Raw genomic sequence first — 22,761 nt, 5'->3', positions numbered from 1 at the left:
ATCGGCTGCCCGCCCCGGAGACCCCCATGCCCGCCAGCTACATCGACCCCCGCAACGCAAAGCTCTACCCGCTCGACCAGCCGCGCTGGTGCTCGGACGAGCGCACGCCGCTACTGGTGACGCCGGGGGCGGGGATCACGCGCGAGGACATCGATGGCCGCACGCGCTCGCTCTGGCGCTACCGGGCGGCGCTGCCAGTCGAGATCAAGGCTCCGATTTCGCTCGGCGAGGGCTGCACGCCGCTGGTGCAGCAGGACTGGGGCGATTTGCGGCCGTTGTTCAAGCTCGAATGGTTCAACCCGACCGGCAGCTTCAAGGATCGCGGCTCCGCCGTGATGCTGTCGTTCCTGCGCCAGATCGGCGTCGACGCAATTCTCGAAGATTCTTCCGGCAATGGCGGCTCGTCGATGGCCGGGCTCGGTGCCGCCGGCGGCATGCGCGTGAAGATTTTGGCGCCGGCCTCGACGTCGCCGGCCAAGATCGCGCAGGTGCGCGCCTACGGCGCTGCGGTGCAGCTCGTCGAGGGCCCGCGCGAGGAATCGGAGGCCGAGGCGATCCGCCAGTCGAGCCAGACCTTCTATGCCAGCCACAATTGGCAGCCGCTCTTCCTGGAAGGCACCAAATCGCTCGCCTATGAGATCTGGGAGGATCTCGGTTTCCGCGCGCCCGACAACGTCATCGTTCCCGTCGGCGCCGGCAGCTCTCTGCTCGGATGCGCCTTCGGCTACCGCGAGCTGTTGAAGGCCGGCCAGATCGCGAAGCTACCGCGGCTGTTCGCGGCGCAGCCGCTCAATTGCTCGCCGATCGATGCGAGCTTCAAGGCGGGCGTCGATACGCCAGTCGCGCGCGAGGTCAACAAGACCATCGCCGAAGGCACCGCCATCAAGCACCCGCTGCGCCTGCGCGAGATCGTCGCAGCTCTGCGCGAGAGCGGCGGCGCCACCGTCGCGCTCACCGAGGACGAGATCGTCGCCGCCCTGCGGCGCCTCGCGCGCCAAGGCCTGTTCGCCGAGCCGACCAGCGCAAGTGCTGCCGCCGCGCTGGAAAAACTATCTGCCATCGGCGCCATCAAGGCGAACGAGACCACGGTTGCCGTCCTCACCGGCACCGGCCTGAAGGCCGCGACCACGGTTGCCGATCTCGTGCAATAGGGCCGCGACGATGAAAGACCGTGCCGTCGCCGTCATGAGGCCGCGTTGAACCTTCGGTGACCTTCGCCAGCCTCATGGAGATCGACCTCGAGCAAAGGGAGAGTTCCATGACTGCGCAGGACCCGTTTGCAGCTTTCAAGGCAGTCCAGAAGGAAGCCTGGTCGCTGTTCACGCCGATGGAAGTTTTCACGACACCGACCGCCGCCAGGCTCGTCGGTTTTGCCGGCGTTGCCGCCGGCCAAAGGCTGCTCGACGTCGGCTGCGGCACCGGCGTGGTCGCGATCACGGCGGCGCGCCGCGGTGCGAAGGTCAGGGGTCTCGATCTGTCGCCGGTCCTGATCGAACGCGCCCGCGAGCATGCGCAACTGTTGAACCTTGATGTCGACTTCAAGGACGGCGACGCCGAAAGCCTGCCCTATGGCGACAACGAGTTCGACGTGGTGCTCAGCCAGTTCGGCCACATGTTCGCGCCGCGTCCGGACGTCGCGATCGGCGAGATGCTGCGCGTGCTGAAGCCCGGCGGCACCATCGCCTTCTCCACCTGGCCGCCGCATCTGTATGTCGGGCGGATGTTCGCGCTGATCGGCCGCCATCTGCCGCCGCCCGAGGGCGTGGCATCGCCGGTGTTGTGGGGCGATCCGAAGATCGTCGCGGAGCGTCTCGCGGGGAAAACGAAGGATCTCTCCTTCGAGATGGACATGATGACGCCGTCCGCCCTCAGCCCGCAGCATTTCCGCCGCACCATGGAAGCGACGATCGGGCCTTTGATCAAGCTCGTCGCCCAGTACAAGGACGAACCGGACAAGCTCAAGAGCTTCCGAGCCGAGTTCGAGGCGCTGATCTCGGAATATATCGACGCCGGCCACAATGTGATGCGCCAGCAGTTCCTGATGTCGAAGGCAAGGAAGGTGTGAGGCGCGTTTGACCGTGAGATTCTGCCTCATGTGAGAGCCCGCCAAAGCAGGCGTCTCGAACCATGGGGAGGGTCGCGCGGCTCACTCCTTCAGATCATTCACCTGCCTGACCCAGGTGCGCACGTCGGCGAGCACGGCGGGCAGCACCGCCTTGACCTCGGCCACGGTCATGCCGGGCTTGATGCGGGGATCGTACAGCAGATTGAGGATGTACTGGTCGTAGACGTCGAAATAGCCCATCGAGACGTTGTCGTTGAACATGGTCCAGGGCACGCTCGCGGTGTCGTTGATGGGCCCGAGCGATTGCAGCAGCTCTTCATAGGCGCAGTCGAGGAAGACGAAATCGCCGTTGTCGACGGTGAGGATGACGTCGGAATGCTCGATCTCGAAATTGTCGTTCTTGCGGAAGCCGGACAGGCATTGCGGGTCGAGCGAGGTGCGGATCTCGCGCGCCTTCTCGGCGCCGTAGAAGCTGGAGATGGTGCGGAAGAGGTCGCGGTCGCGCACCAGCTTCACCCGCACATTGGCCGCTTCGGCGGTCGCGATCATGGCGATGTCGAGATGCTGCACGCGATGGGCGATGTCGGCCACGACCTTGGCGAGCTGCGTCTTGCGGTCGGCGCGGTCGCTCTCGGCGTACACGCGCACCGGCCCGTCGAATTTGCGGATGCGGTCGACGCGGCCGGCGAGATGATATTCGGCGCCGAACGCCGTCTTCAGGAAGCCCTCGACGATCTCGCCGTCGGTGAAATTCTTCTTCTCGGAGCGCTGGCGCGAGGAGATCGCGGGTAATTCGCCCGCGGCGGCCGTGGTAGCGGTATCAGGAAGCAAGGTGAGCGCGGCGAGCGCCAGCAGGGCGATGCGAAGGCCAGGCGCGGGCGGATTGAGTGCGCTCATTGTCCTGCGACGCTGCCGTATTAGGCTCGCGCGCACAAGGCCGCAGATTCACGCGGCCTGCGGGTTCCCGGCGTTGTCTGTAACAAGAGAGTTACAGTGTCGTAGGGTGGACAAAGGCGCGAAAGCGCCGTGCCCACCATCTCAAACCCGTGGGCACGCCGGCAGACCGCGCGTTCGCGCGATCCTCCGGCTTTGCCCACCCTACGAGAGTTGCGTCAGTTGTTCAGCACCACCACCGTGGTACCGACCGAGACGCGGCCGTAGAGATCGCTGACGTCGTCATTGGTCATGCGGAAGCAGCCCGAGGAGACCGCCTGGCCGATCGTCTCCGGCTCGTTGGAGCCGTGGATGCGGTAGAGCGTCGAGCCCAGATACATTGCGCGCGCGCCGAGCGGATTCTCGACGCCGCCCTTCATGTGGCGCGGCAGGTCCGGCCGACGCGCCAGCATCTGCGACGGCGGCGTCCAGTCCGGCCATTCCTTCTTGGCGGTGATCCTGTGGACCCCGCCCCAGCGGAAGCCGTCGCGGCCGACGCCGATGCCGTAGCGCAGCGCCTGGCCGTTCTGCAGCACCAGATACAGCCGCCGCTCGCTGGTGTTCACCACGATCGTGCCGGGGGCGTAATTGCCGTTATACATGACGGTGGTGCGGGGGATCGGATTGGCGCCGGAACGGAAGAAGTTCGGGCCGCCGCCCATGATGTCGCGCGAGTCGAACTCTTCGGCGAACGCGCCGCCCGCCATGGCCGACAGCAGTGCGACGGCGGCAATCGGCGCGGCAAAAAACCGGATCATTGTTTCCCCCAGCAAAAAATCGATTCAACACAGGCCACAGGCCATATTTGCGGGCTTTTCGCAAGCCACGGCCCCGTGAGGGACATCATCCAGCACGGACGTTATCAAATCGGCAACCATGCCATTTGCAGAAAAGCACCAGAGCGTTTTCAAGCGAAGTGGATACCGGTTCGCATCAAGAAAACGCGTCAAAACATGAGGCCAATACCCCGTTCCGAGTCTATCGGAACGGGGTATTAGCCAAGCCGGCGCATCGTCGCGCGGGGCAGGGCCGCGATGCCGCCTATTGCTTTGACGGGACGAGCGAACAATGATTGATCGAACGGGTCTTTGGATATTGCCGGTTGCGGGAGCAGAACGAATGAACGGTGCGGAAAGCCTGGTGCGGACGATGGTCAAGGGTGGGGTGGATGTCTGCTTCACCAACCCAGGCACCTCCGAGATGCATTTTGTCGCAGCTCTCGACCGCGTGCCCGGCATGCGCTGCGTGCTCGGCCTGTTCGAGGGCGTCGTGACCGGTGCAGCGGACGGCTATTTCCGCATGAAGGGCACGCCGGCCTCGACGCTGCTGCATCTCGGCCCAGGCCTCGCCAACGGCCTTGCCAATCTGCACAACGCCAAGAAGGCCAATTCCGGCATCGTCAACATCGTCGGCCAGCATGCGGTCTACCACATCGGCTTCAACGCGCCGCTGACCTCCGACATCGAGGGCCTGGCCCGGCCGATGTCGTCCTGGGTCCGCACCTCGCCGGATGCCAAATCGGTCGCCGCCGACGGCGCCGCGGCGATTGCCGCCGCCAAGAGCGCCCCGCCGCAGATCGCGACCCTGATCCTGCCCGCCGACACCGCCTGGAACGAGGCCGACGGCGTTGCCGAGGTTCCAGCCGAGCAGCAGCGCGCGAGCTATTCGCCGCAGGCGGTCGAGCAGGCCGCAAAAATCCTGCATGGCGACGGCGAGGGTACGCTGCTGCTGATGACCGGCAGCGCCCTGAGCGAGCAGGGCCTGGCGCTGGCCGAGCGCATCGCCGCCAAGACCGGCTGCACCGTGATGGGCCCGACCTTCCGCCCCAAGATGGCGCGCGGCCGCGGCCGCTACTCGATCGACCGCATCCATTACGTGATCGAGAACGCGCTGCCGATGCTGGCCAAGTTCCGTCACATCGTGCTGGTCGAGTCCGACGATCCCGTTGCGTTCTTCGCCTATCCGAACAAGCCGAGCATGCTCAAGCCCGAGGGCTGCGAGGTGCATCGCATGACTGCGTGGGGCGAGAATTCGGTCGCAGCGCTCGAAGCGCTCGCCGGCGCCGTCAAGGCCAGCGCCAAGGACGTCAAGCCGCATGCGGTGCAGGAGCTGATCAAGCCGACCGGCGAGCTCACCTTCGCCTCGATCGCGCAGGCGATCGCCTGTGCGATCCCCGAGAACGCGATCATGGTCGACGAATCCCTCACCACAGGCCGCGGCTTCTTCCCGCCGACGGCGGCTGCAGCGCCGCATGACTGGCTGCAGAACATGGGCGGCTCGATCGGCTTCTCGACGCCGCTGTCGATCGGCGCCGCGATCGCCTGCCCCGACCGCAAGGTGATCTGCATGGTCGGTGACGGCAGCGCGATGTACACGATCCAGTCGCTGTGGACCCAGGCGCGCGAGAACCTCAATATCGTCACCATCGTGTTCGCCAACCGCATCTACCAGATCCTGCGCGGCGAGTTCGACAATGTCGGTGCCGGCGAGCCCGGCCAGCGCGCCAACGACATGCTCAGGCTCGACCGCCCGACGCTGGATTTCGTCGCGCTGGCCAAGGGCATGGGCGTGCCCGGCCGCGCCGTCACCAATGCCGACGAGTTCAACAAGGCGCTGGCCGAAGCCGTGGCCGAGCCGGGGCCGCGGCTGATCGAAGTCCAGATGTAGGGGGTTGATTGAACAAGCTCTCTCCCCACGTCGTCCCGGCGAACGCCTGGACCCATAACCCCAGGGAGAGGTTTGGCGAAGACTCGGAGTTCGGTACGTGCGCCGTGTACACTCGATAGACCTCGCGGTATGGGTCCCGGCGTTCGCCGGGACGACACCGAACCAGGTGCGCGAGATGGGCCCGGAGGCACGATGCAGACCGAGCTGAACAAGGTGATCGCGGCACTGCGGGACTTCTACGCCCACGAGGGCTTCCTGTTCGAGAAGGACATCGGCGAGCGCGCGGTCACCCACCGCTTCGCCGTGCATCTGGAGAAGCAGTTCGCCGGCTGGTCGGTCGACTGCAATTACGATCGGCTCGGCGAGCGCACGCTGCATCTGCCGCACGGCACCATCATCTCGACCGACGACCATCTCGGCAAGTCGATCTACCCCGATGTCGTCGTGCATCAGCGCGAGATCCCGAACAATCTGCTCACGGTGGAGATCCGCAAGGCGAGCAATCACACCCCGCTTGAGCACGACCAGCACAAGCTGCGGGCGCTGACCGACGTGCATGTCTGGTTTCCCTACTGGATCGGCGTGCTGCTCGTGCTGGACAAGCATCATGTGACGATGTCGGAGGTGTATGTCAGCGCCGCAATCGATCAGCCGCTCTCGCTCTGGTTCGCGACGCGGCTCGAGGAAAGCGGATTGGGAGCCAGCGCGCAGAGGCCGGGCTAATCACTTCCGGCACAACAGGTGCTCTCCCTCTCCCGCTTGCGGGAGAGGGAGTCTCACCACCTGCGTCATCAGTAATGATACGGCTGCGAATAGGCGTAGCGCGGGTTGATGCCGCAATAGGCCGACGTTCCGGAGGCCGTGGCGGCACATTGCTGGTAGCTCGCGAACTGGCAGTTGCCGGGATAGCCCCAGCTGCGGCCCTGCAGGCAGTATCTGTCGCTTCCGGCCTGGGCCGGGGCCGCCGACAACGATGCGGCGATCAGCGTTGCGAACGATGCAAGCGTGAGGATGGTGCGACGCATTTCGATCTCCTTCAATGGTAGGTGGAACGACCGAGCCTTGGCGTTCCCGTGGCCTGTCTGACGCGGGGGCATGCTGTGTTGGTGTCTGCGACGCCGGATGCGTTCGAAGCGAGGTACATCGTGACGCAGCCAGCGGCTTGCACTGTGATCTCCGCCACAGTTCGCGCACGGGTTCCGACCTATCCTCGGCGAACTTGCACGCCTCGATCCCGTGGGACTAGGCTTGCCTCATACGGATCAAGGCATTTGGAGGTTCTGATGCAGAAATCATATTTGCTGGCTGCAGTGGCAGCGCTGGCGCTCATGACGCAAACGCCGCATGCCCTGGCCCAAAGCACGCCGGCTGCCGGCGGAACCGCGGCGCCTGCGGCGACAACCACTGCGCCGGCCACGACGGCGGCGCCGAGCGCAACCACCGACACGTCCAGCCAGCCGACCGACTCCAAGAAGAGCGCGTCGAAGAAGCCGGCGAAGAAGAAGATGACACGGCAGCAGGAAATCGACCACTCCGTCGACAGCGGCACCGTGCCCGCGCGCTATCGCAGCTCGGTGCCCAAGCAGTACCAGCAATATATCCCGTTCGATAAGCAGTGACGGATCGCACGGCGGCGCGACGTGATCAGCCGTCGCGCCGCCGGTGCCTGCCCAGATGGGCGCTGGCCGGGCGGCTGCCGACCTCATATCCCGGTGGCGGTCTGCGAGCGCAGTGCTAGAGTAGGCCGAAGCCTGGGGGGAGTGATGAGTGACGACGTGAAGGATGCTGGCCTTGTGGCCATGATCAGCAGCATCCTTGGAGGCAACAAGCGCGCAGACAGTGTTGCACCGCCGCCGCTCACCGAGGGGCCGCCGACCGTGCCGTCGAACGGAGCGGACGCGGTCGCGACGCCCGTCCCTGAGGCGACGTCGACCGGGCAGGAGGATGCGGCCAGCGCCGCGCCGGCCACCGTGGAACCGGTCGAGCCGCCTGCGAAAATCGTCACGACGCGGGATGGCAAGCAGCTGTTGCCGGCAGAAGCGATCGCCGATCTGGTGCTTGGCGAGCTGCGCAAGCTGGAGAATTTCCCGGCGACCGGCGCCTCGGTCACGGTCTATGGCTACCGGCACTGGAACGCCATGATCACCTTCGCGCCGTTCTCGACCAATTTCCAGAACGCGACGCGGTTCCGCCAGGCCATGCCGGATCTCGTCTTCAAGCTCCGTCGTTTCGTCGAACTTGAGATATAGTCCAGGGCAATCGTCAGCGGCGCCTCTGCGCGATTGCCCTCGGTGAATCGCAGCATGATGGTGCGCGCCGTTACCCGAAACAGTTCGACAGGATCTTTGAATTGAGCGTCGCCTTTACCAAGGAAGAAAGCGCCGAAACCGCGTCCGAGACGCTGTTGCCGGATCGCCCGATCTCGCCGCATCCCAACCTCGTGACGGAAGCAGGGCTGCAGGCGTTGCAGACGCAGCTTCAGCAGGCCCGCGAGGCTTATGAGGCCGCGCAGGCCATCGAGGACGTCAACGAAAAGCGCCGGCAGTCGGCGGTGCCGTTGCGCGACGCCCGCTATCTGACCGAACGGCTGCGCACGGCGCAGCTCATTCCCGATCCGACCTCGACCGAAACGGTCGCCTTCGGCAGCACCGTGACCTTCAGCCGCACCGACGGCCGCGTGCAGACCTACCGCATCGTCGGCGAGGACGAAGCCGACCCGAAGGCGGGGACGATCTCGTTCGTCGCGCCGGTCGCGCGGTCGCTGATGGGGAAGGCGGTGGGTGACGTCGTAGGGACGGGCGCGCAAGAGATCGAGATTCTGTCGATTGCGTAGCAGCGTGCAGGGCGAGGCGAGGATTGCAGGAGCAATCCCATTCGCCTAATGCATGAGCCATGCGTCTTTGTTGTCCTGTCCTGATATCGATGGTCCCCGCCGTGCCCGCGCAACAAATCCCGATGGTCGGATGAGACGGTTTCTGTCGGGGGCCTTGCCGTTCTACGCGCTGGCTGTACTGGCCATGTGCATGTATCTCGTCCTGTACAGGACAAACCTTTTCGATCTGAACGCCATCGTCCAGGGTGCGACCGGTTCGTCGTGGTTTCTGGTGTTCATGTTCGTCTGCGTGCTCCTGGAGTCGGTCTTCCCGTATTTCGGCTATTTTCCCGGAACCGCCCTCATCCTGATGTCCGTGGCGCTCAATCCAAAGTCGGCGGATGCTTCCGTCTTTGTGGTGGCGTGGCTCGCCATCATCCTGGGCGCCGTCTTGAGTTACGGACAGGCTCGTTTCTTCAGGCCGTTCCTGCAGCGGGTGGCCTCGAAGGCGGCCCTGCGCCGATGTGAGTCCCTGTTCGACGCCTATGGCGCTTACGCCCGCATCGCCTTGTTCGTTCATCCCAACGCCTGCGCGATGTATTTCACGGCGCTCGGACTTCTCGGCCGCAGCCTGACGCGAGAGCTCGCCTATCTCTGTGTGGGTGCAGCGGCCGCCGTGGGCATTCTGTTCGTCATCGTGACCAAGTTGGTATCGTCCGTCGGCCCTACTGATGACGGCGAATTGCAGGTGCTGTTGGCGGCAGCGCTGGCCGCCATGGGGACGCTTGTTGGCCTCTACGCGGCCTGGCGGCCGGAGCGGGTCGCCTGAAGCCTGCTCCGTCTTACACCTCCGGCAGCTCAACGCCCGTCAACTTGTGTGCATGGGGTTGTTTTCGACATTTTGAGGCAGCTCGAAGGACCGCTGGCGGGCGCCGTGATCGCCTGCGATCGACAGCTTCAGGGCGACGGCGCTGATCTAGCCACACCTAAATAATGCGCCTCTACCCGCCAAGCTTAGTGCAATACGCGAGCGGCTTCTGCTAGCCGGACTTTCTCTCTGAGGCCCTCGAGATCCTGTATCGCCTTAAGCAATCTCACCAAATCGGAAGCTATGTGTGCCAGAGTAGGCTTTTGCGGCTTTGAGGTTCGAGATTTCTGTTTCATCGCGAAACGGCTCCCTGCCAGGACCGGTAAAGATAGGCCGGGATTGGCAAGGACCGTGCCAGGGAAGCGCAACCGGCATTTCAGGCCAGAGAGCGCGCAGGAGGCAAGCGAAAGGGTTATCTGGCCGGTGCCGCTTTCCATCCATACGACTGGCGTGCGATCTGGCCAGTGATATCGGTGTCCTTTTCGTCAGAGAGGCGCCACGCCGCCACCCCGAAGCAGACGGTTAAAACCACGGCTGTTGTTAGCAGCAGCATCGATAGAAACTGGCTCACACCTACACCCCCGAATACGGCGCATGCGCCAGCGACCATGGAACGTCGATTCGGAAAATGCAGATGCGTTGACCTATTAGCAGGTATCCCCAAGCTACGCACAATGCGCAATTATCCTTGGTCGCAATTGCTATTCGTTCAAGCCGTTGAGATTGAATCAGGTTCTGATCGACCAGCGAAGTGCCGATCCATGGTTCGGAAAATAGCCGCTCAAGAACGCACGCTCAAACCCGCCCGCGGCCTGGGGGCGAAAGTGCAGCTGGGAGCATTTGGTGCTGGCGCGAACCGCGTTGAGATCGTTGCGGACTTCGCATCCCGCGTTGCCGAAAGAGCGGCCGAAACAAACGATGAAGATCCGATCGTTGCTAGCGCTACGAGCACTACCCCGAAAATTAGGCTGCGCATTTAATCCTCCCTCACTCCATCTCAGCATCGGACGGCGTTGTTTCAGCGCCGCTTCGTTTGGCCGCCAAAACGGTTTCGTGCACGCGACCGTGAAGTGTGGATTGCTGTTTTGCTCTGGCCCAAAGGCTCTCTAAGCCGAAGCAGAGCCCAGCCGGCCTCAGCCGCCCAGACTGCTTCAAGAACGCGCGCGGCCACGGCTGCTCTTTGAGGACAATTCGATGAGCACTATTGCCTTCCCGCATCAGGAAGGGACAAACCCATGAGGTGGACCGATAGCGCTTACAAGTCCGATGACTATGGGGACGAGCTCCGATAGGACAGGTGAGCTGAATGAATGGTCGGAAATGCAGCGACCCCGGCACCCGTTCGCTGAGGCCGCTTTTATTTGCTCGGTAAGCGGAACGACTTTCCCAATTCCGAGTCGAATCCAAGCTTCCGACAAGTCCCCAAATCAAAAGCCCCCGTCGGGAGCAAACCTTCCCCAAGGTTGGCGATCTCGGCCCCAAACCGAGGTCGCTTGTCATAAATGTGGAAAAAGGCGTCGGCAAGGCCTGTGCGAGCAACGCAAATCGCGCGCTTCTTGCTTTGAATGCGCCGGTCGCAGTCGCGTGAGAGCGGAATTAAATCAGACCTAATCTCCATGGCAAAGTGCATTTAATTTAGCCATTTAAAGCTGGAGTGTCGCGGCAGAGACTCGGCTGCCGTGCCATGATTGCCGCAGCAGGAAGCTTAAAGGTACTATCAACCGTTTCCAGTAAGCTTTGGGCTTGACCGGCGCATAATGCGAGTTCCCATTTAAATCTCCAGTTCGAGATGAGTCGGGATTTGCCGTGGGTATTTACTTGCTCTCGCTCGCGGCGTGCGTTGTCGGGGTTCTTCTATTCATGGCATTCCATCGATAGGGCCGACAACGGACGCAACAGTTACATTGAATCCTCAACCCAAGCCGAAATTAATAGTTTTGGCCGGTTGTTTTTGACTGTGCACAGTTGCTCGCGTTCAATTCCAAAGGTGGAGGCGAACGTGTTTTTGAACTGGGTCCTCGTTATCCTTATCGGCGTCAGCGTTGCGGTCCTGATAGCCCACGCGATTGACGCGATGCGTTCCTGAGGTGCCCTCTTGGCGATGTCTCTGATGGACCTTGCCGGTACGGGCGGGGCGCTAGCCCGGCGCGGTGGAATTCGTCGAGGTCGATGAACTCCACGGCTCGCTGTCTTAGTGAAACCCTGGCTACAAAGCCGGCATGCAGCCAAGCCATAGATTGCGTGTGACCGGCTTTGCGCAAATTGTTTCCCCACCAGGCATTGAACTTGTACGCTGACGGCGGCAACGGTTTGCCGAGAATTGCTTCAATTTCCGAGAATGTGAGCCGAATCGTTTGCGGCCCTGTGCGCTGTAGCTCTTCCCGTAATGGATCGTAAACGGACATAACATTCGGCTCGTCACGTTGGCCCGTAGGCGTCCCTGCCATGCTCCAGGTATCTGGTGCAGCTGATTGATCGCTCCGCTTCGCCCCAGCATGAGTTGGCTCGCATCACCAGATTCAATTGCTCCTGGATCAGCGACGATAGCGCAGCGAGTATCGATTAGTGCACTTTTTGCTCAAGGTCTCTCAGTAGCGCGTGCAGAAAGTCGCTGGCATGGTCATATTGAGCGTTGCCGTTCGTGATTTGACGGACGCGCGGGCTCACCAAGCGACCAACAGTTTCAGAGCGGAGCAGCTCAGCTCTGTCCGAACACTGCAGCAGTAAAGCATCGGGTAAATCTTCCGCAGATCCGAACAGCTTCAAGAGACAATGTTCGCCCTCGGCCTTACGGTCGTGATGCGCCTTCGCAGCATATAAAGCAAACAGCCCACGGAAAGCATCGCGGGAAACGGCAGGTTTTCCCATCGCAGCGCCCTGAAAAATTAAATCCACAATAAAGGCAAGTCTGAAGCATTGGTGCGGAAAAAGCTAGCGCAAAATTAAATCAACCCGTATCTCCCATTGAGAGATTAGAGGCGGTCCGAAATCAGCCGCCGCAATAGCCGCACTTGGATCCGGCGATCTGCCACCATGTGGACCAAAGCGGCGCGACTTGTGGAGCTCGCTGCTTCGGTAGATCGAGGAGGCGAATTGACGCGTGGTCGATTGAAAATCAACTAGCGATACGTCTGGTCGGAGGCACCTGATGGTGGAATAATTCCGACGCTTTCTTGATTGGATTTTGACGTCGGCCGCGAACCGGCTGGCGACCTGGATTTTCATCATGGCCGCGCTTCCTCAGGGCGTTGTGGCGGAATTGCAGCACGAGAACGCGCGGCTCCTGGCCGAATTGCGCGCTGCACAAGATCGCGAGACCGCCACCGCGGACATCCTCAAAATCATTGCCAGTTCGCCATCGGAGGTGAAGCCGGTATTCGATGCGATCGCGAGGCGCGCCAATGCCTTGCTCGGCGGCTTTTCGACGACGGTATTCCGCTTCATTGACGGCACTGCCCATTTGGCGGCCTTCACGCCGACGAATTCTGCGGCCGATCGAGCTTTGCAGCAGATGTTTCCGCGGCCGATTGCCGATTTCGAGAGTTTTGAAAGTGCGCGGGCCGGTAAGGTGGTGCCGACCCCCGATACCGAAGCGCTGACAAACGACATCAAATTCATCGCGCGCGCCCGCGGCTTTCGCAGCATGTTGTTCGTTCCGCTCGCGACCGGAGGCGTGGTGATCGGCATGATCAGCGTCACGCGGGTCGCGCCGGGTGCCTTCGCTCCGCATCATGTGCAACTTCTGCAGACTTTCGCCGATCAGGCCGTTATCGCCATTGAGAATGCGCGGCTGTTCGATGAGGTGCAGGCGCGCACTGACGACTTGCGGGAATCGCTGCAGCAGCAGACGGCGACTGCCGATGTGTTGAAGGTCATCAGCCGCTCCGCGTTTGATTTGCAAACGGTGCTCGACACGCTCACGGAATCGGCGGCGTGGCTGTGTGGTGCCGACATGGCGGCAATCGTCCGGCAGGACACCGACGGCGCATACTATCATGCAACTCGGTACAATTTCTCGCCCGAGTGGGCCGAGGTCTCGGCTGGCATTCGACTCAATGCTGGACGCGGCAGCGTCGTTGGGCGTGTCCTGCTGTCCGGCAAGGCTGTCCAGATCCAGGATGTCCTGGTCGATCCCGAATACGCTTATCCCGAGCAGCAGAGGGCCGGCGGCTACCGGACCCTCCTGGGCGTACCCTTGCTTCGATCCGGAGAAACGATCGGCGTGCTGTTCCTGGGCCGCAAGGCCGTGAACTCGTTCACGGACAAGCAGATCGACTTGGTCTCCACTTTCGCCGATCAGGCCGTGATCGCGATTGAGAATGTCCGGCTGTTCGATGAGGTCCAGGCGAAGACGCGCGATCTCGCCGAATCGCTCCAGCAGCAAACCGCGACTGCCGATGTGCTGAAGGTGATCAGCCGCTCGACCTTCGATCTGCAAACCGTGCTCAACACGCTGGTCGATTCGGCGGCACGGCTGTGCGAAGCGGAGATGGCATTCATCATGCGCCGCGAAGGCGATGAATATCAGGCCGGAGCAGCGGTGGGGTTTTCCGAGGAATACATCGAGTTTCTGCAGGGTCACCCGATTACGCCCGGCCGGAGCACGGTAACAGGTCGGGCCGTACTTGAGCGCCGCCCAGTGCAGATCCTCGACGTCGCTGCCGATGCCGAATACGGCCTGCACGAGTCCATCACCATGGCTGGTCAGCGCACGGCGCTCGGTGTTCCCCTCATGCGCGAAAATGAGCCGATCGGCGCGCTCGTAATCGCTCGCAAGCGCGTGCAGCCCTTCACGGAAAAACAGATCGAGCTGGTCGCCACATTTGCCGACCAGGCCGTGATCGCCATCGAGAATGTACGGCTGTTCGAACAATTGCAGACCAGAACGCGAGATCTGTCTGAGGCGCTGACGTACCAGACCGGCAGCGCCAATATCTTGCGGGTTATCGCTTCCTCGCCGACCGAGGTCGGTCCGGTGCTCAAGGCGATCGTGGAAAGCGCATGCGGACTTTGCGAGGCATATGATGCACTGGTGGTTCTGAGGGACGGCGACGACATCGTCATCCAGGCCCATCATGGACAAGTTCCCGTGGTGTGGAGCCGGCGGGCGATCAGTGTCAAATCGCCCACCGGCCGGGCGATTATCGACCGTCGCACCGTTCAGGTGCACGACCTGCTCGGGCCCGAAGGCGAGGAGTTCCCGACCGGACGCGAATATGCGCTTCGCTCAAACGCTCGGACCGTTCTGAGCGTGCCGCTGTTGCGCGATGACGAGAGCATGGGTGCGATCGTGCTTCGTCGCACGGAGATTCGTCCATTTGGCGAGAAGCAGATCAACCTGCTTCAGACTTTCGCGGATCAAGCTGTCATCGCCATCGGTAACGTGCGTCTGTTCGAACAATTGAATGAATCGTTGGAGCGGCAGACGGCAACGTCGGAGGTGCTGGAAATCATAAGCGCCTCATCGGGCGCATTGACCCCGGTCTTCCACAAGATGCTGGAGAACGCGACGCGAATTTGCGGGGCCGGCTTCGGCACCATGAATCTCTACGAGGATGGCGGCTTTCGCACGGTTGCGTTACACAACGCGCCACAGGCTTATGTTGATACCCGGCTGTACCAGAGCATTCGCCCACATCCGGCGAGCGGGCTAGGCACCGTCGAGAAAACTCATCAGACGGTTCATATCGACGATATCAGGACTCAGCCGCCCTACGTCGAAGGCAACCCGAACGTTCGCGCGCTTGCCGACCTTGCCGGCGCACGGACCCTCGTCATCGTGCCCATGCTGAAGGAAGATGAGCTGATTGGCACCATCACGATCTTTCGCCAGGAAGTTAGATCCTTCACTGACAAGCAGATCGAGCTCGTGTCCAATTTCGCACACCAGGGCGTGATCGCGATCGAGAATGCACGCCTGCTGAACGAGCTGCGCGAGCGCACCATGGAACTGTCCCAATCGCTCGAGGAATTGCGAAATGCGCAGGATCGGTTGATCCAGACCGAGAAGCTTGCCTCGCTCGGGCAACTCACCGCCGGCATTGCGCATGAGATCAAGAATCCGCTCAATTTCGTCAACAATTTTGCTGCGCTTTCCTCCGAACTGATCGAAGAACTCGGCGACGCGCTGCGCTCAGCCGGACTCGGCGAGGCAGCAAGGCTGGACATCGACGTGCTGATACACATGCTACAAGGCAACCTGGAAAAGATCGTGCAGCACGGAACGCGCGCCGATTCCATTGTCAAGAATATGCTTCTGCACTCTCGCGAAGGGTCTGGCGAACGCCGCGCGGCCGATATCAACGCCATCCTCGAGGAAAGCCTCAACCTTGCTTATCACGGAGCGCGCGCCGAGAAAGCAGGCTTCAACATCACGCTCGAAAGGAACCTCGATCCGTCTGCGGGGGCGCTCGATCTGTATCCGCAGGAAATCACGCGGGTGTTCCTCAATCTCGTTTCAAATGGCTTCTACGCGGCGAGCAAACAAAAGGACGCCGCCGGCGACGGCTTCGAGCCAAGGCTGCGCGCGACGACGACAAACCTCGGCGGCGCCGTCGAGATCCGGATTCGCGACAATGGCGCCGGCATCCCGGCCGACGTGAGAGGGAAAATATTCAACCCATTCTTCACAACCAAGCCCGCAGGCGAAGGAACCGGCCTTGGCCTTTCAATCTGCCACGACATCATCGTGAAACAGCACGGCGGCAGCATCGAGGTCGATACCGAGCCCGGCGACTATACGGAGTTCATCATCAGGCTGCCGCGTAGGCTAGCGGCGCACCGGAACGACGCGAAGTGAAATTATCGTAGGCATCAATTCAAGCGAAACTAGGAATCCTGCGTCGAACTTCACTGCAAACACCGGAGGTCGAAAATGAAGACGCTCTTGGTCCCGCTTCAGAATATTCCGATGATGACACCCACGCTCGATGCCGCCGTACGCCTCGCGCATCGTACCGGCGCCTATATCGAAGGCTTTCCGCTCCGGTTCGGCATCCCTCAATATCTGGCCGCGGAGTTGGCCACCGGCATTCTGTTAGATTCGTATGAAGTGAAGAGCGCAGCCGAATTGAACGACATGCGCGACTTTTTCGAAGCATTCATGCTGAAGCACGATGTTCCTCGATCCGCTGGATTGGGTCGACCATGTTTCGGCTGGCTGGAGACCGCCCCTGAGGGCGAAGATTTTGTCGGAAGCTATGGGCGCGCTTTCGATCTGATCGTGATGGCACGGTCTGACATTGATGCTGCGGGCCCTCACCGTCGCGCGATTGAGTCCGCGCTGTTCGAGAGCGGCAGGCCCGTTCTACTTGTGCCATCGAATGCACCAAGAAGCATCGCAACAAACATCATGATCCATTGGAACGGTAGTACCGAGCAAGCTCGGGCAAACGCATTTGCCATGCCGTTGCTTCGTCTGGCCGAGAAGGTATCGGTCCTAACCGTCGTTGGCGGCCAAGCGGTACCAGGACCGTCTGCCGATCAGATCGTCCAGCAACTGCGGTACAATGACATTGCAGCGCAGGCGAGAACGGTTGAACTGGAGGATCGCGACACCGGAGAGGCAGTCCTCGATGCCGTTAGAGCTGAGGGCTGCGACCTCTTGATCAAGGGAGCCTTCACCCGCGCCCGGTTGCGGCAAATGATATTCGGCGGGGCGACCAGCTATATCATGGAGCATGCGGATCTGCCTGTCCTGATGGCTCATTAGCGCCGCACGATTCTCTTCAGATCATGCAACCCTGCTCCTGTCTTGCCCCGGGTCAAACCAGCGTTCGGAAAAGGCGCAGCCCCTTGATCCGACTGAGGCCGGCTACCGTGCATGGGGTTGTTTTCGATGTTCTTGATATGGGCGGTCCCGAACAGCCGTGAGGCCAGGGCGATCGTCGGCAACCGGCAGCGGTCAGGAAAATGAATGGTGGGCGCACAAGGGATCGAACCTTGGACCTCTCCCGTGTGAAGGGAACGCTCTCCCGCTGAGCTATGCGCCCGGGACCATCATGCAGACGGCCGGACCTGTTCGGCCGGCCGGCGCATCGGAGCCCGCGATTTAGAAGTGCGGGCTTAAGGTGTCAAGTTTCCAGGCGCCGCGGGGGGCGGAAAACCTTGGCCCGATCGCGCAATTCGCTGGCCCGGCCGGATTTCGGGCTGCTTACGCGCCCTGCTGGCGGGCCCGGGAGGCGTGGGCCTGCAGCGCCCGGATGCGCTCGGCCAGCGTTCCGCCGCCTTCGGGCAGGCTCGGCGCGCCATTGGTCGCGGCGTCGTTGGCCGGGCGCGGCGCCGGCTTCGGCGGCTGGCCGGCCTCGGCCGCCAGCAACGCCTCGATCGGCGAGTTCGGGCCTTCGAGCTGCATCGCGAGTTTTGCCACCTCGGCGGCGATGTCGTTGATGCGCTCGCGGAGCAGCGCGTTCTCCATGCGCTCGGTCGCCCAGGAGCTTTCCGCCTGCTGCTGGATCGCGTTGATATCGCGCTGGAGTTTGGCGCGCTCGTCGCGGGCGGTGCGCAGCTGTTCCTCCAGCGCGGTCTTTTCCGCGCGCAGCGCTTCCATGGCGGCCGACGACTTGCCGCCGCTCAAGGCCGCGATCTCGACCCGCAGCTCCTTGAGGGTGCGTTCGGCGCCTTCATTGGCCTGGCGGAGCTGGTTGTTCTCATAGTCGCGCTCGGCGAGCAGCTTGCCCTGCGTGGCGAGCCGTCCCTCGAGGTCGGCGACGCGGCCCGACAGCATCTCGGCTTCCTTCACCTGTCCGATCAGCTGGCGATCGAGCTCGGTGACGCGCTGGCTCAGATTCTCGACCCGGCCGCGGGCATCGCCGAGCTCGCGCGAGGCGGTCTCGGATTCGGTGCGCTCCTGGGCGAGGCGGGCTTGGGTGGCGGCAAATTCCTTCTCGGCATCGCCGACGCGGTTCTTCAATTCCTCGATCTGCGCGCGCACCGCGACCAGCTCGACCTGGCGGCTCTCCGCCATCATCGAGCGGTCGGACAGTTCGGAGTTGATCTTGGCGAGCTCGTTCTGCTTGTCGGTCAGCGCGTTCTCGGCGGCGCGCAGGGCTTCGGTCTTGGCGTTGAATTCCTCTTCGGTGGCGCGGAGCTGCTCCTTCACCGCCTTTTCGCGCGCCTCGAGCGCGAAGATCGTGGCGTTCTTCTCGCCAAGCTCGATCTTCATGCGGTTGATGGCGTCGCTCTTCTTGCCGAGCTCGGCGAGCTGGCTGGTGGTCTTGTTCTTGAGCTGATCGACGCTCATCTCGAGCCGCCGCGCCGACATGGCGAATTCGGCGCGGAGCTGGTCCTTGTCGGCCTGGATCTCGGCCATCGACAGCGGCGTTGCGGCCTCCAGCCGGCGCGTGGTCAGGCGCACGGCGCGGTTATGCACCAGCGGCACGATCGCGAGCCCGCACAGCATCGAAAGCAGGAAACCGATCGCCAGGTACATGATCGGTTCGACCATGGGGCAGAACTCCCAAGCTTAAGGAAAAATTCACCAACGACCATGCCATGGCGACCCGGCAAAAAGCCAGCCCCGGCCTGTCGTTAACCTTGATCCGTAAGCCCGATGGGAGAGGAAAACCCTAGAATGGGTTCCAGGTCGCACGCGGCGTGTATTTGAGATAGCCGATATTGGCGCCGAGCCGCAGGCCGAGCCCGGAGCGGATCGGCACCAGCACGATGTTGTTGGCGGTGAGCGCCGTCATGCCGAAGCCGCCGATGATGTAGGCCGAGCCGTCGAGGCCGGCGAAGCGCTGGTAGATCGCGTTGGTGGCGGGCAGGTTATAGACCAGCGTCATGGTGCGCGCGCCGTCGCCGCCCCAGTCGAAGCCGAGCGAGGGGCCCTGCCAGTAGACGCGCAGATCCCCGGCATTCTTGGTGTAGAGCGTGCCTTCGCCGTAGCGCAGGCCGGCGACGAACGCGCCGGAACCTTCCTCACCCAGGATATAGCCGTTGGGCAGACCCCATTGGCTGATCGCTTTCTCGATGATCGAGGCGAGCCCGCGCGAGACGTTGCCGAAGAAGCGGTGTCCGGCGCCGACGAGCTCGTCCGGCCCATAGGTGCTGGGCGTCGGGGTCCGCTGCGGCGGCGGCAGATTGGGCGGCGGCGCCTGCTGGGCGGAGGCCGGCACGATCCAGCCGACCATCGCGGCAAGCGCGAGCGCAGCAAGGCGTGATGCGAAAGTCATAAAAGAACCCCTGGTACCGAAACCGGTCGCTTCCTTAACCTGACGCCAACAGGCGAGGCTCTAGGTTGCGCCGGATGTCCCCTCGACTCGGATGTTATCCGCAGCAACTATGACGGCACAACGGCAGGAAGATAGCCCTTTGCGCCCCGGAATTGCCTTGATCGGCCTCCTCGTCTGCCTGCTGTCGGGCGTATGGCTCACCGGCCCGGTCATGCCGGCCGGGGCTGCCACCACCGAGCGGGTCGTCGTCAACCGCTTCACCGGCGTCGCCATCGAAGGGTTCGATCCCGTCGCCTATTTCGTCGCGGGGGCGGCCATGCAGGGCACGGCGGAGTTCGAGGCGAACCTCTGGGGCGCGGTCTGGCGCTTCCGCAACGAGGGCAACCGCGCCTCCTTCCTGGCCCATCCCGAAATCTATGGACCGCAATTCGGCGGCTACGACCCCGCCGACATCGCCCGCGGGGTGACCGTCGCCGGCAATCCCCGTTTCTTCGCGATCGTGGCGCAGCGGCTCTATCTGTTCAGCCGGGAAGCCAACCGCGACGCCTTCGCCGCCAATCCCGAGCGGTTCCTCTATGAGGTGGGCAAGCGCTGGCCGGCCCTTCAGGACAAGCTCGGTCAGTAGCAGCCTTCAGAGTCTTGCCGCCTGCGGGTCGCCCCAGGCGATGAACTCCGGGATGATGAAGCCGCTGGCGTGCCGTTCGCCGAAGCGGAGCTCGCCGCCCTTGCCGTCGGTCACCTTGCCGCCGGCCGCGGTTACGACCGCAGAGCCGGCCCCGACGTCCCATTCGCAGGTGGGCCCGAACCGGGGGTAGATGTCGGCGCTGCCTTCCGCGATCCGGCCGAATTTCACGGCCGAGCCGACGGTCCGTCTGACGGCGTTGGGCCTGCTGTCGATGAAGGCTTCGCTCCTGGGATCGCCGTGCGAGCGGCTCACCGCCGCGATCCAGGGCTCGCCTTGTGCAGGCAGCTTGCGGGTGTGGATCGGCTCGGCCACGCCGATGGTAGCGCCGTCAAAGCTCACGCGCTCGGCGCCGCGGCCGACGATGCCGCGCCAGAGCAGGCCGAGCGCAGGCGCGCTGACGATGCCCAGCAGCGGCACGCCTGATGTCACCAAAGCGAGGTTGACGGTGAACTCGTCGCGACCGGCGACGAACTCCTTGGTGCCGTCGAGCGGGTCGATCAGGAAGAAGCTGCCATCAAACGAGGGCGAGGCGAGCTGGGTCCGCTCTTCCGAAAGGGTCGGAACGTCGCCCGCAAGCTGGGCCAGGCCGTCCGCGATGATGTGGTCGGCGGCGAGATCCGCCTCGGTTACCGGCGAGCCGTCCTGCTTGCCGTCAATCCGCATCGCCGCCCGGTTGACGCTGAGGATCGCCTCGCCCGCCTTCACCACCAGCGCGGTGAGCGGCTCCATCAACCGGGATGCGGCCTCGGCGTCGATGATCCTCACCTGTGTGCCTCATTCGTCAGCAAGTCTCGCCCCCTCAGTTGATTCGCCCGCAGCCCCTTTATGGCCGCTTCGAACCTATCGCAAGCTAGCTGCCACGGGCTGGCGAATGTTAGAACCCGAAGCATCCGTCAAGCATGCGTGATTCGCGGCGTCCGCCGTGCAATTTCAGGAACCCTCCAGGACCCCTTTATATGTCTGACGCCTCGTCGCCCGCGACCGCTACTGCTCCCGATATGCTCGAACTCGCAGCGCTGCTGTGCTCGCGGGTCTGTCACGATCTCATCAGCCCTGTCGGCGCCATCGTCAACGGGCTCGAAGTGCTCGACGACGATCCCAAGCCGGAAGACCGCGAATTCGCGCTCGACCTGATTCGCAAGAGCGCCAAGACCGCCTCCGCCCGGCTGCAGTTCTGCCGTCTCGCCTTCGGCGCCGCCGGCTCCTCCGGGGCGCAAATCGATCTCGGCGATGCCCAGACCATGGCGCGCGGCCACATCGAGGATGGCAAGTGCTCGATCACCTGGAATCTGCCGCGGCTCCTGCTGCCGAAGAATCGCGTCAAGCTGCTGCTCAACATGCTGGTCGTGTCCCAGCACACGATCCCGCGCGGCGGCATGCTGACGATCGACCCGATCGGCGAGGGCGAAACGATGAGCTTTCGCATCACCGCGACCGGACATAATGCGCGCCTGCCGCAGAACATCTCCGAGCTCTTGAGCGGCGAGCGCGGCCCTGCCGCGGATGCGCATGCGATCCAGCCTTATTATACGCGGCTGCTGGCGCAGGCCTGCGGGCTCACCGTGACGCTCAAGCCGGAAGGCGAAGCCATCATCATTACCGCTTCGTAAACGCGCGCAGCGCGCTCGGCATCTTAATCAAAACTTTACGAGGCGCTTCGGCTTGTCCGGAGCGCCTTATCTCTTTGTTGGTTCCGTTCTTTTGCACATACTCAACCAATATTAAACGCTTTGCGGTGAAGCTGGCCCCATTCCGAATAGGCGCATCACAATTCGTGCGTGCCCGCCCTGTATGAAGGCCTGTTTTCATGGATGATCTGTTGCGGGAGTTTTTGACGGAGACCAGCGAGAGCCTGGACACCGTCGACAACCAGTTGGTGAAGTTCGAGCAGGAGCCGAACAACGCCAAGATCCTGGATAACATCTTCCGCCTGGTCCACACCATCAAGGGCACCTGCGGCTTCCTCGGATTGCCGCGGCTGGAAGCGCTGGCGCATGCCGGCGAGACGTTGATGGGCAAATTCCGTGACGGCATGCCGGTGACCGGGCAGGCGGTGACGGTGATCCTGTCCTCGATCGACCGCATCAAGGAAATCCTCGCCGGCCTCGAGGCGACCGAAGCCGAGCCCGAGGGGACCGACCGCGATCTCATCGACAAGCTGGAAGCGATGGTCGAGCAGGGCATGGCCGCTATGGCCGCGGGCGCTGCCGCAGCTCCCGTTGCCGAAGCCCCGCCGCTGGTGCCGGAAGCCCCGGTTGCCGCTGCTGCGCCGGCAAACCTGACCACGGGTTCGCTGATCGACCAGACCCTGGAGCGCCCGCTGCGTCCGGGCGAAGTCTCGCTCGACGAGCTCGAGCGCGCCTTCCGCGAGACCGCGATCGAGGCGCCGACGCCCGCGCCCGTCGCCAAGGCTGAAGCCAAGGCCGAGCCCGCGCCGGCCGCTGAAGCGCCCGCGCCTGTTGTTAAGGAAGTGGCCAAGGAAGCAAAGCCCGCCAAGGAGAAGGCCGCGCCGAAGAAGTCGATGGCCGACGAGGGCGCCAGCGAAGGCGACCGCATCGC

The 22,761-nt window shown here is 62.9% G+C and carries 21 protein-coding genes and 1 tRNA gene; 13 read left to right on the top strand and 9 right to left on the bottom strand.

Translation table 11 applies throughout. The features are described 5' to 3' along the window. Positions 1-26: 26 nt before the first annotated feature. Positions 27-1,151 (top strand): threonine synthase, encoded by a 1,125-nt coding sequence (locus XI03_RS13395; RefSeq protein WP_271592386.1) that lies wholly within the window; start codon positions 27-29, stop codon positions 1,149-1,151. A gap of 107 nt (positions 1,152-1,258) precedes the next feature. After that, positions 1,259-2,065: a class I SAM-dependent methyltransferase gene (locus tag XI03_RS13390; RefSeq protein ID WP_271592385.1), complete on the top strand. Its 807-nt coding sequence runs from the start codon at positions 1,259-1,261 to the stop codon at positions 2,063-2,065. Positions 2,066-2,146: 81 nt separating this feature from the next. Here the strand turns inward: XI03_RS13390 and XI03_RS13385 are convergent, their stop codons facing one another. Next, entirely contained in the window at positions 2,147-2,962 is an 816-nt protein-coding gene (locus XI03_RS13385) for a DUF2927 domain-containing protein (RefSeq protein WP_271592384.1), read from the bottom strand. A gap of 215 nt (positions 2,963-3,177) precedes the next feature. Next, positions 3,178-3,756, bottom strand: coding sequence for a L,D-transpeptidase (locus XI03_RS13380; protein WP_028140388.1), 579 nt, complete (start codon positions 3,754-3,756; stop codon positions 3,178-3,180). A gap of 361 nt (positions 3,757-4,117) precedes the next feature. Between XI03_RS13380 and XI03_RS13375 the strand changes: the two genes are divergently transcribed. Continuing rightward, positions 4,118-5,665 (top strand): acetolactate synthase large subunit, encoded by a 1,548-nt coding sequence (locus XI03_RS13375; protein ID WP_271592383.1) that lies wholly within the window; start codon positions 4,118-4,120, stop codon positions 5,663-5,665. Between the two features lie 192 nt (positions 5,666-5,857). Continuing rightward, on the top strand, positions 5,858-6,388 hold the full coding sequence (locus XI03_RS13370) for a hypothetical protein (protein WP_028140386.1): 531 nt from the start codon (positions 5,858-5,860) through the stop codon (positions 6,386-6,388). A 68-nt stretch (positions 6,389-6,456) separates the two neighbouring features. Here the strand turns inward: XI03_RS13370 and XI03_RS13365 are convergent, their stop codons facing one another. Further along, a complete protein-coding gene (locus XI03_RS13365; protein WP_038948247.1) occupies positions 6,457-6,690 on the bottom strand; it encodes a DUF3551 domain-containing protein in 234 nt (77 codons plus the stop codon). Positions 6,691-6,948: 258 nt separating this feature from the next. Here XI03_RS13365 and XI03_RS13360 point away from each other — a divergent pair, with 258 nt between their 5' ends. The 4 genes from XI03_RS13360 (at position 6,949) to XI03_RS13345 (ending at position 9,306) form a co-directional block, all read left to right on the top strand. Beyond that, positions 6,949-7,284 carry a hypothetical protein gene (locus tag XI03_RS13360; RefSeq protein ID WP_038948248.1) on the top strand — a complete coding sequence of 112 codons (336 nt, stop codon included), beginning with the start codon at positions 6,949-6,951 and terminating at the stop codon, positions 7,282-7,284. A gap of 144 nt (positions 7,285-7,428) precedes the next feature. Next, positions 7,429-7,914, top strand: coding sequence for a hypothetical protein (locus XI03_RS13355; protein ID WP_028140383.1), 486 nt, complete (start codon positions 7,429-7,431; stop codon positions 7,912-7,914). 101 nt (positions 7,915-8,015) lie between these two features. Further along, entirely contained in the window at positions 8,016-8,498 is a 483-nt protein-coding gene (gene greA / locus XI03_RS13350; protein WP_028140382.1) for a transcription elongation factor GreA, read from the top strand. A 130-nt stretch (positions 8,499-8,628) separates the two neighbouring features. After that, positions 8,629-9,306, top strand: coding sequence for a hypothetical protein (locus XI03_RS13345; RefSeq protein ID WP_271592382.1), 678 nt, complete (start codon positions 8,629-8,631; stop codon positions 9,304-9,306). Positions 9,307-11,381: 2,075 nt separating this feature from the next. On the opposite strand, the gene XI03_RS40525 is transcribed toward XI03_RS13345, so the two are convergent. Continuing rightward, positions 11,382-11,750, bottom strand: a complete 369-nt coding sequence (locus XI03_RS40525) for a DUF7662 domain-containing protein (RefSeq protein ID WP_442869717.1) — start codon at positions 11,748-11,750, stop codon at positions 11,382-11,384. Positions 11,751-11,907: 157 nt separating this feature from the next. Further along, complete coding sequence (locus XI03_RS13340) at positions 11,908-12,213, bottom strand: hypothetical protein (RefSeq protein ID WP_028140378.1); 306 nt, start codon at positions 12,211-12,213, stop codon at positions 11,908-11,910. 358 nt (positions 12,214-12,571) lie between these two features. Here XI03_RS13340 and XI03_RS13335 point away from each other — a divergent pair, with 358 nt between their 5' ends. Beyond that, the gene (locus tag XI03_RS13335) at positions 12,572-16,144 is read left to right on the top strand and encodes a GAF domain-containing protein (protein ID WP_271592381.1); all 3,573 of its coding nucleotides are present in this window, start codon (positions 12,572-12,574) and stop codon (positions 16,142-16,144) included. Positions 16,145-16,219: 75 nt separating this feature from the next. Further along, positions 16,220-17,056, top strand: coding sequence for a universal stress protein (locus XI03_RS13330; RefSeq protein ID WP_095426713.1), 837 nt, complete (start codon positions 16,220-16,222; stop codon positions 17,054-17,056). A gap of 205 nt (positions 17,057-17,261) precedes the next feature. On the opposite strand, the gene XI03_RS13325 is transcribed toward XI03_RS13330, so the two are convergent. From XI03_RS13325 to XI03_RS13315, 3 genes are all read right to left on the bottom strand, one after another. Then, a tRNA-Val gene (locus XI03_RS13325) sits at positions 17,262-17,336 on the bottom strand. Between the two features lie 161 nt (positions 17,337-17,497). Further along, on the bottom strand, positions 17,498-18,790 hold the full coding sequence (locus XI03_RS13320; protein ID WP_271592380.1) for a hypothetical protein: 1,293 nt from the start codon (positions 18,788-18,790) through the stop codon (positions 17,498-17,500). A gap of 121 nt (positions 18,791-18,911) precedes the next feature. Continuing rightward, positions 18,912-19,517, bottom strand: a complete 606-nt coding sequence (locus tag XI03_RS13315; RefSeq protein WP_018322430.1) for a DUF1134 domain-containing protein — start codon at positions 19,515-19,517, stop codon at positions 18,912-18,914. A 139-nt stretch (positions 19,518-19,656) separates the two neighbouring features. Here XI03_RS13315 and XI03_RS13310 point away from each other — a divergent pair, with 139 nt between their 5' ends. Then, entirely contained in the window at positions 19,657-20,142 is a 486-nt protein-coding gene (locus XI03_RS13310) for a YHS domain-containing (seleno)protein (protein WP_271592379.1), read from the top strand. A gap of 6 nt (positions 20,143-20,148) precedes the next feature. Here the strand turns inward: XI03_RS13310 and XI03_RS13305 are convergent, their stop codons facing one another. Beyond that, positions 20,149-20,931: a 3'(2'),5'-bisphosphate nucleotidase CysQ family protein gene (locus tag XI03_RS13305; protein ID WP_271592435.1), complete on the bottom strand. Its 783-nt coding sequence runs from the start codon at positions 20,929-20,931 to the stop codon at positions 20,149-20,151. 227 nt (positions 20,932-21,158) lie between these two features. Here XI03_RS13305 and chpT point away from each other — a divergent pair, with 227 nt between their 5' ends. Beyond that, positions 21,159-21,812: a histidine phosphotransferase ChpT gene (chpT, locus tag XI03_RS13300; protein WP_026202749.1), complete on the top strand. Its 654-nt coding sequence runs from the start codon at positions 21,159-21,161 to the stop codon at positions 21,810-21,812. A 197-nt stretch (positions 21,813-22,009) separates the two neighbouring features. Then, the coding region (locus XI03_RS13295) for an Hpt domain-containing protein (RefSeq protein WP_271592378.1) at positions 22,010-22,761 on the top strand (752 nt) is incomplete at its 3' end.

The organism is Bradyrhizobium sp. CCBAU 65884 (assembly GCF_028128835.1).
GTDB classification, from domain to species: Bacteria; Pseudomonadota; Alphaproteobacteria; order Rhizobiales; family Xanthobacteraceae; genus Bradyrhizobium; species Bradyrhizobium ottawaense.
Note: the sequence above shows the minus strand (reverse complement) of the source record. Positions and strands in the feature narration are given on the sequence as shown.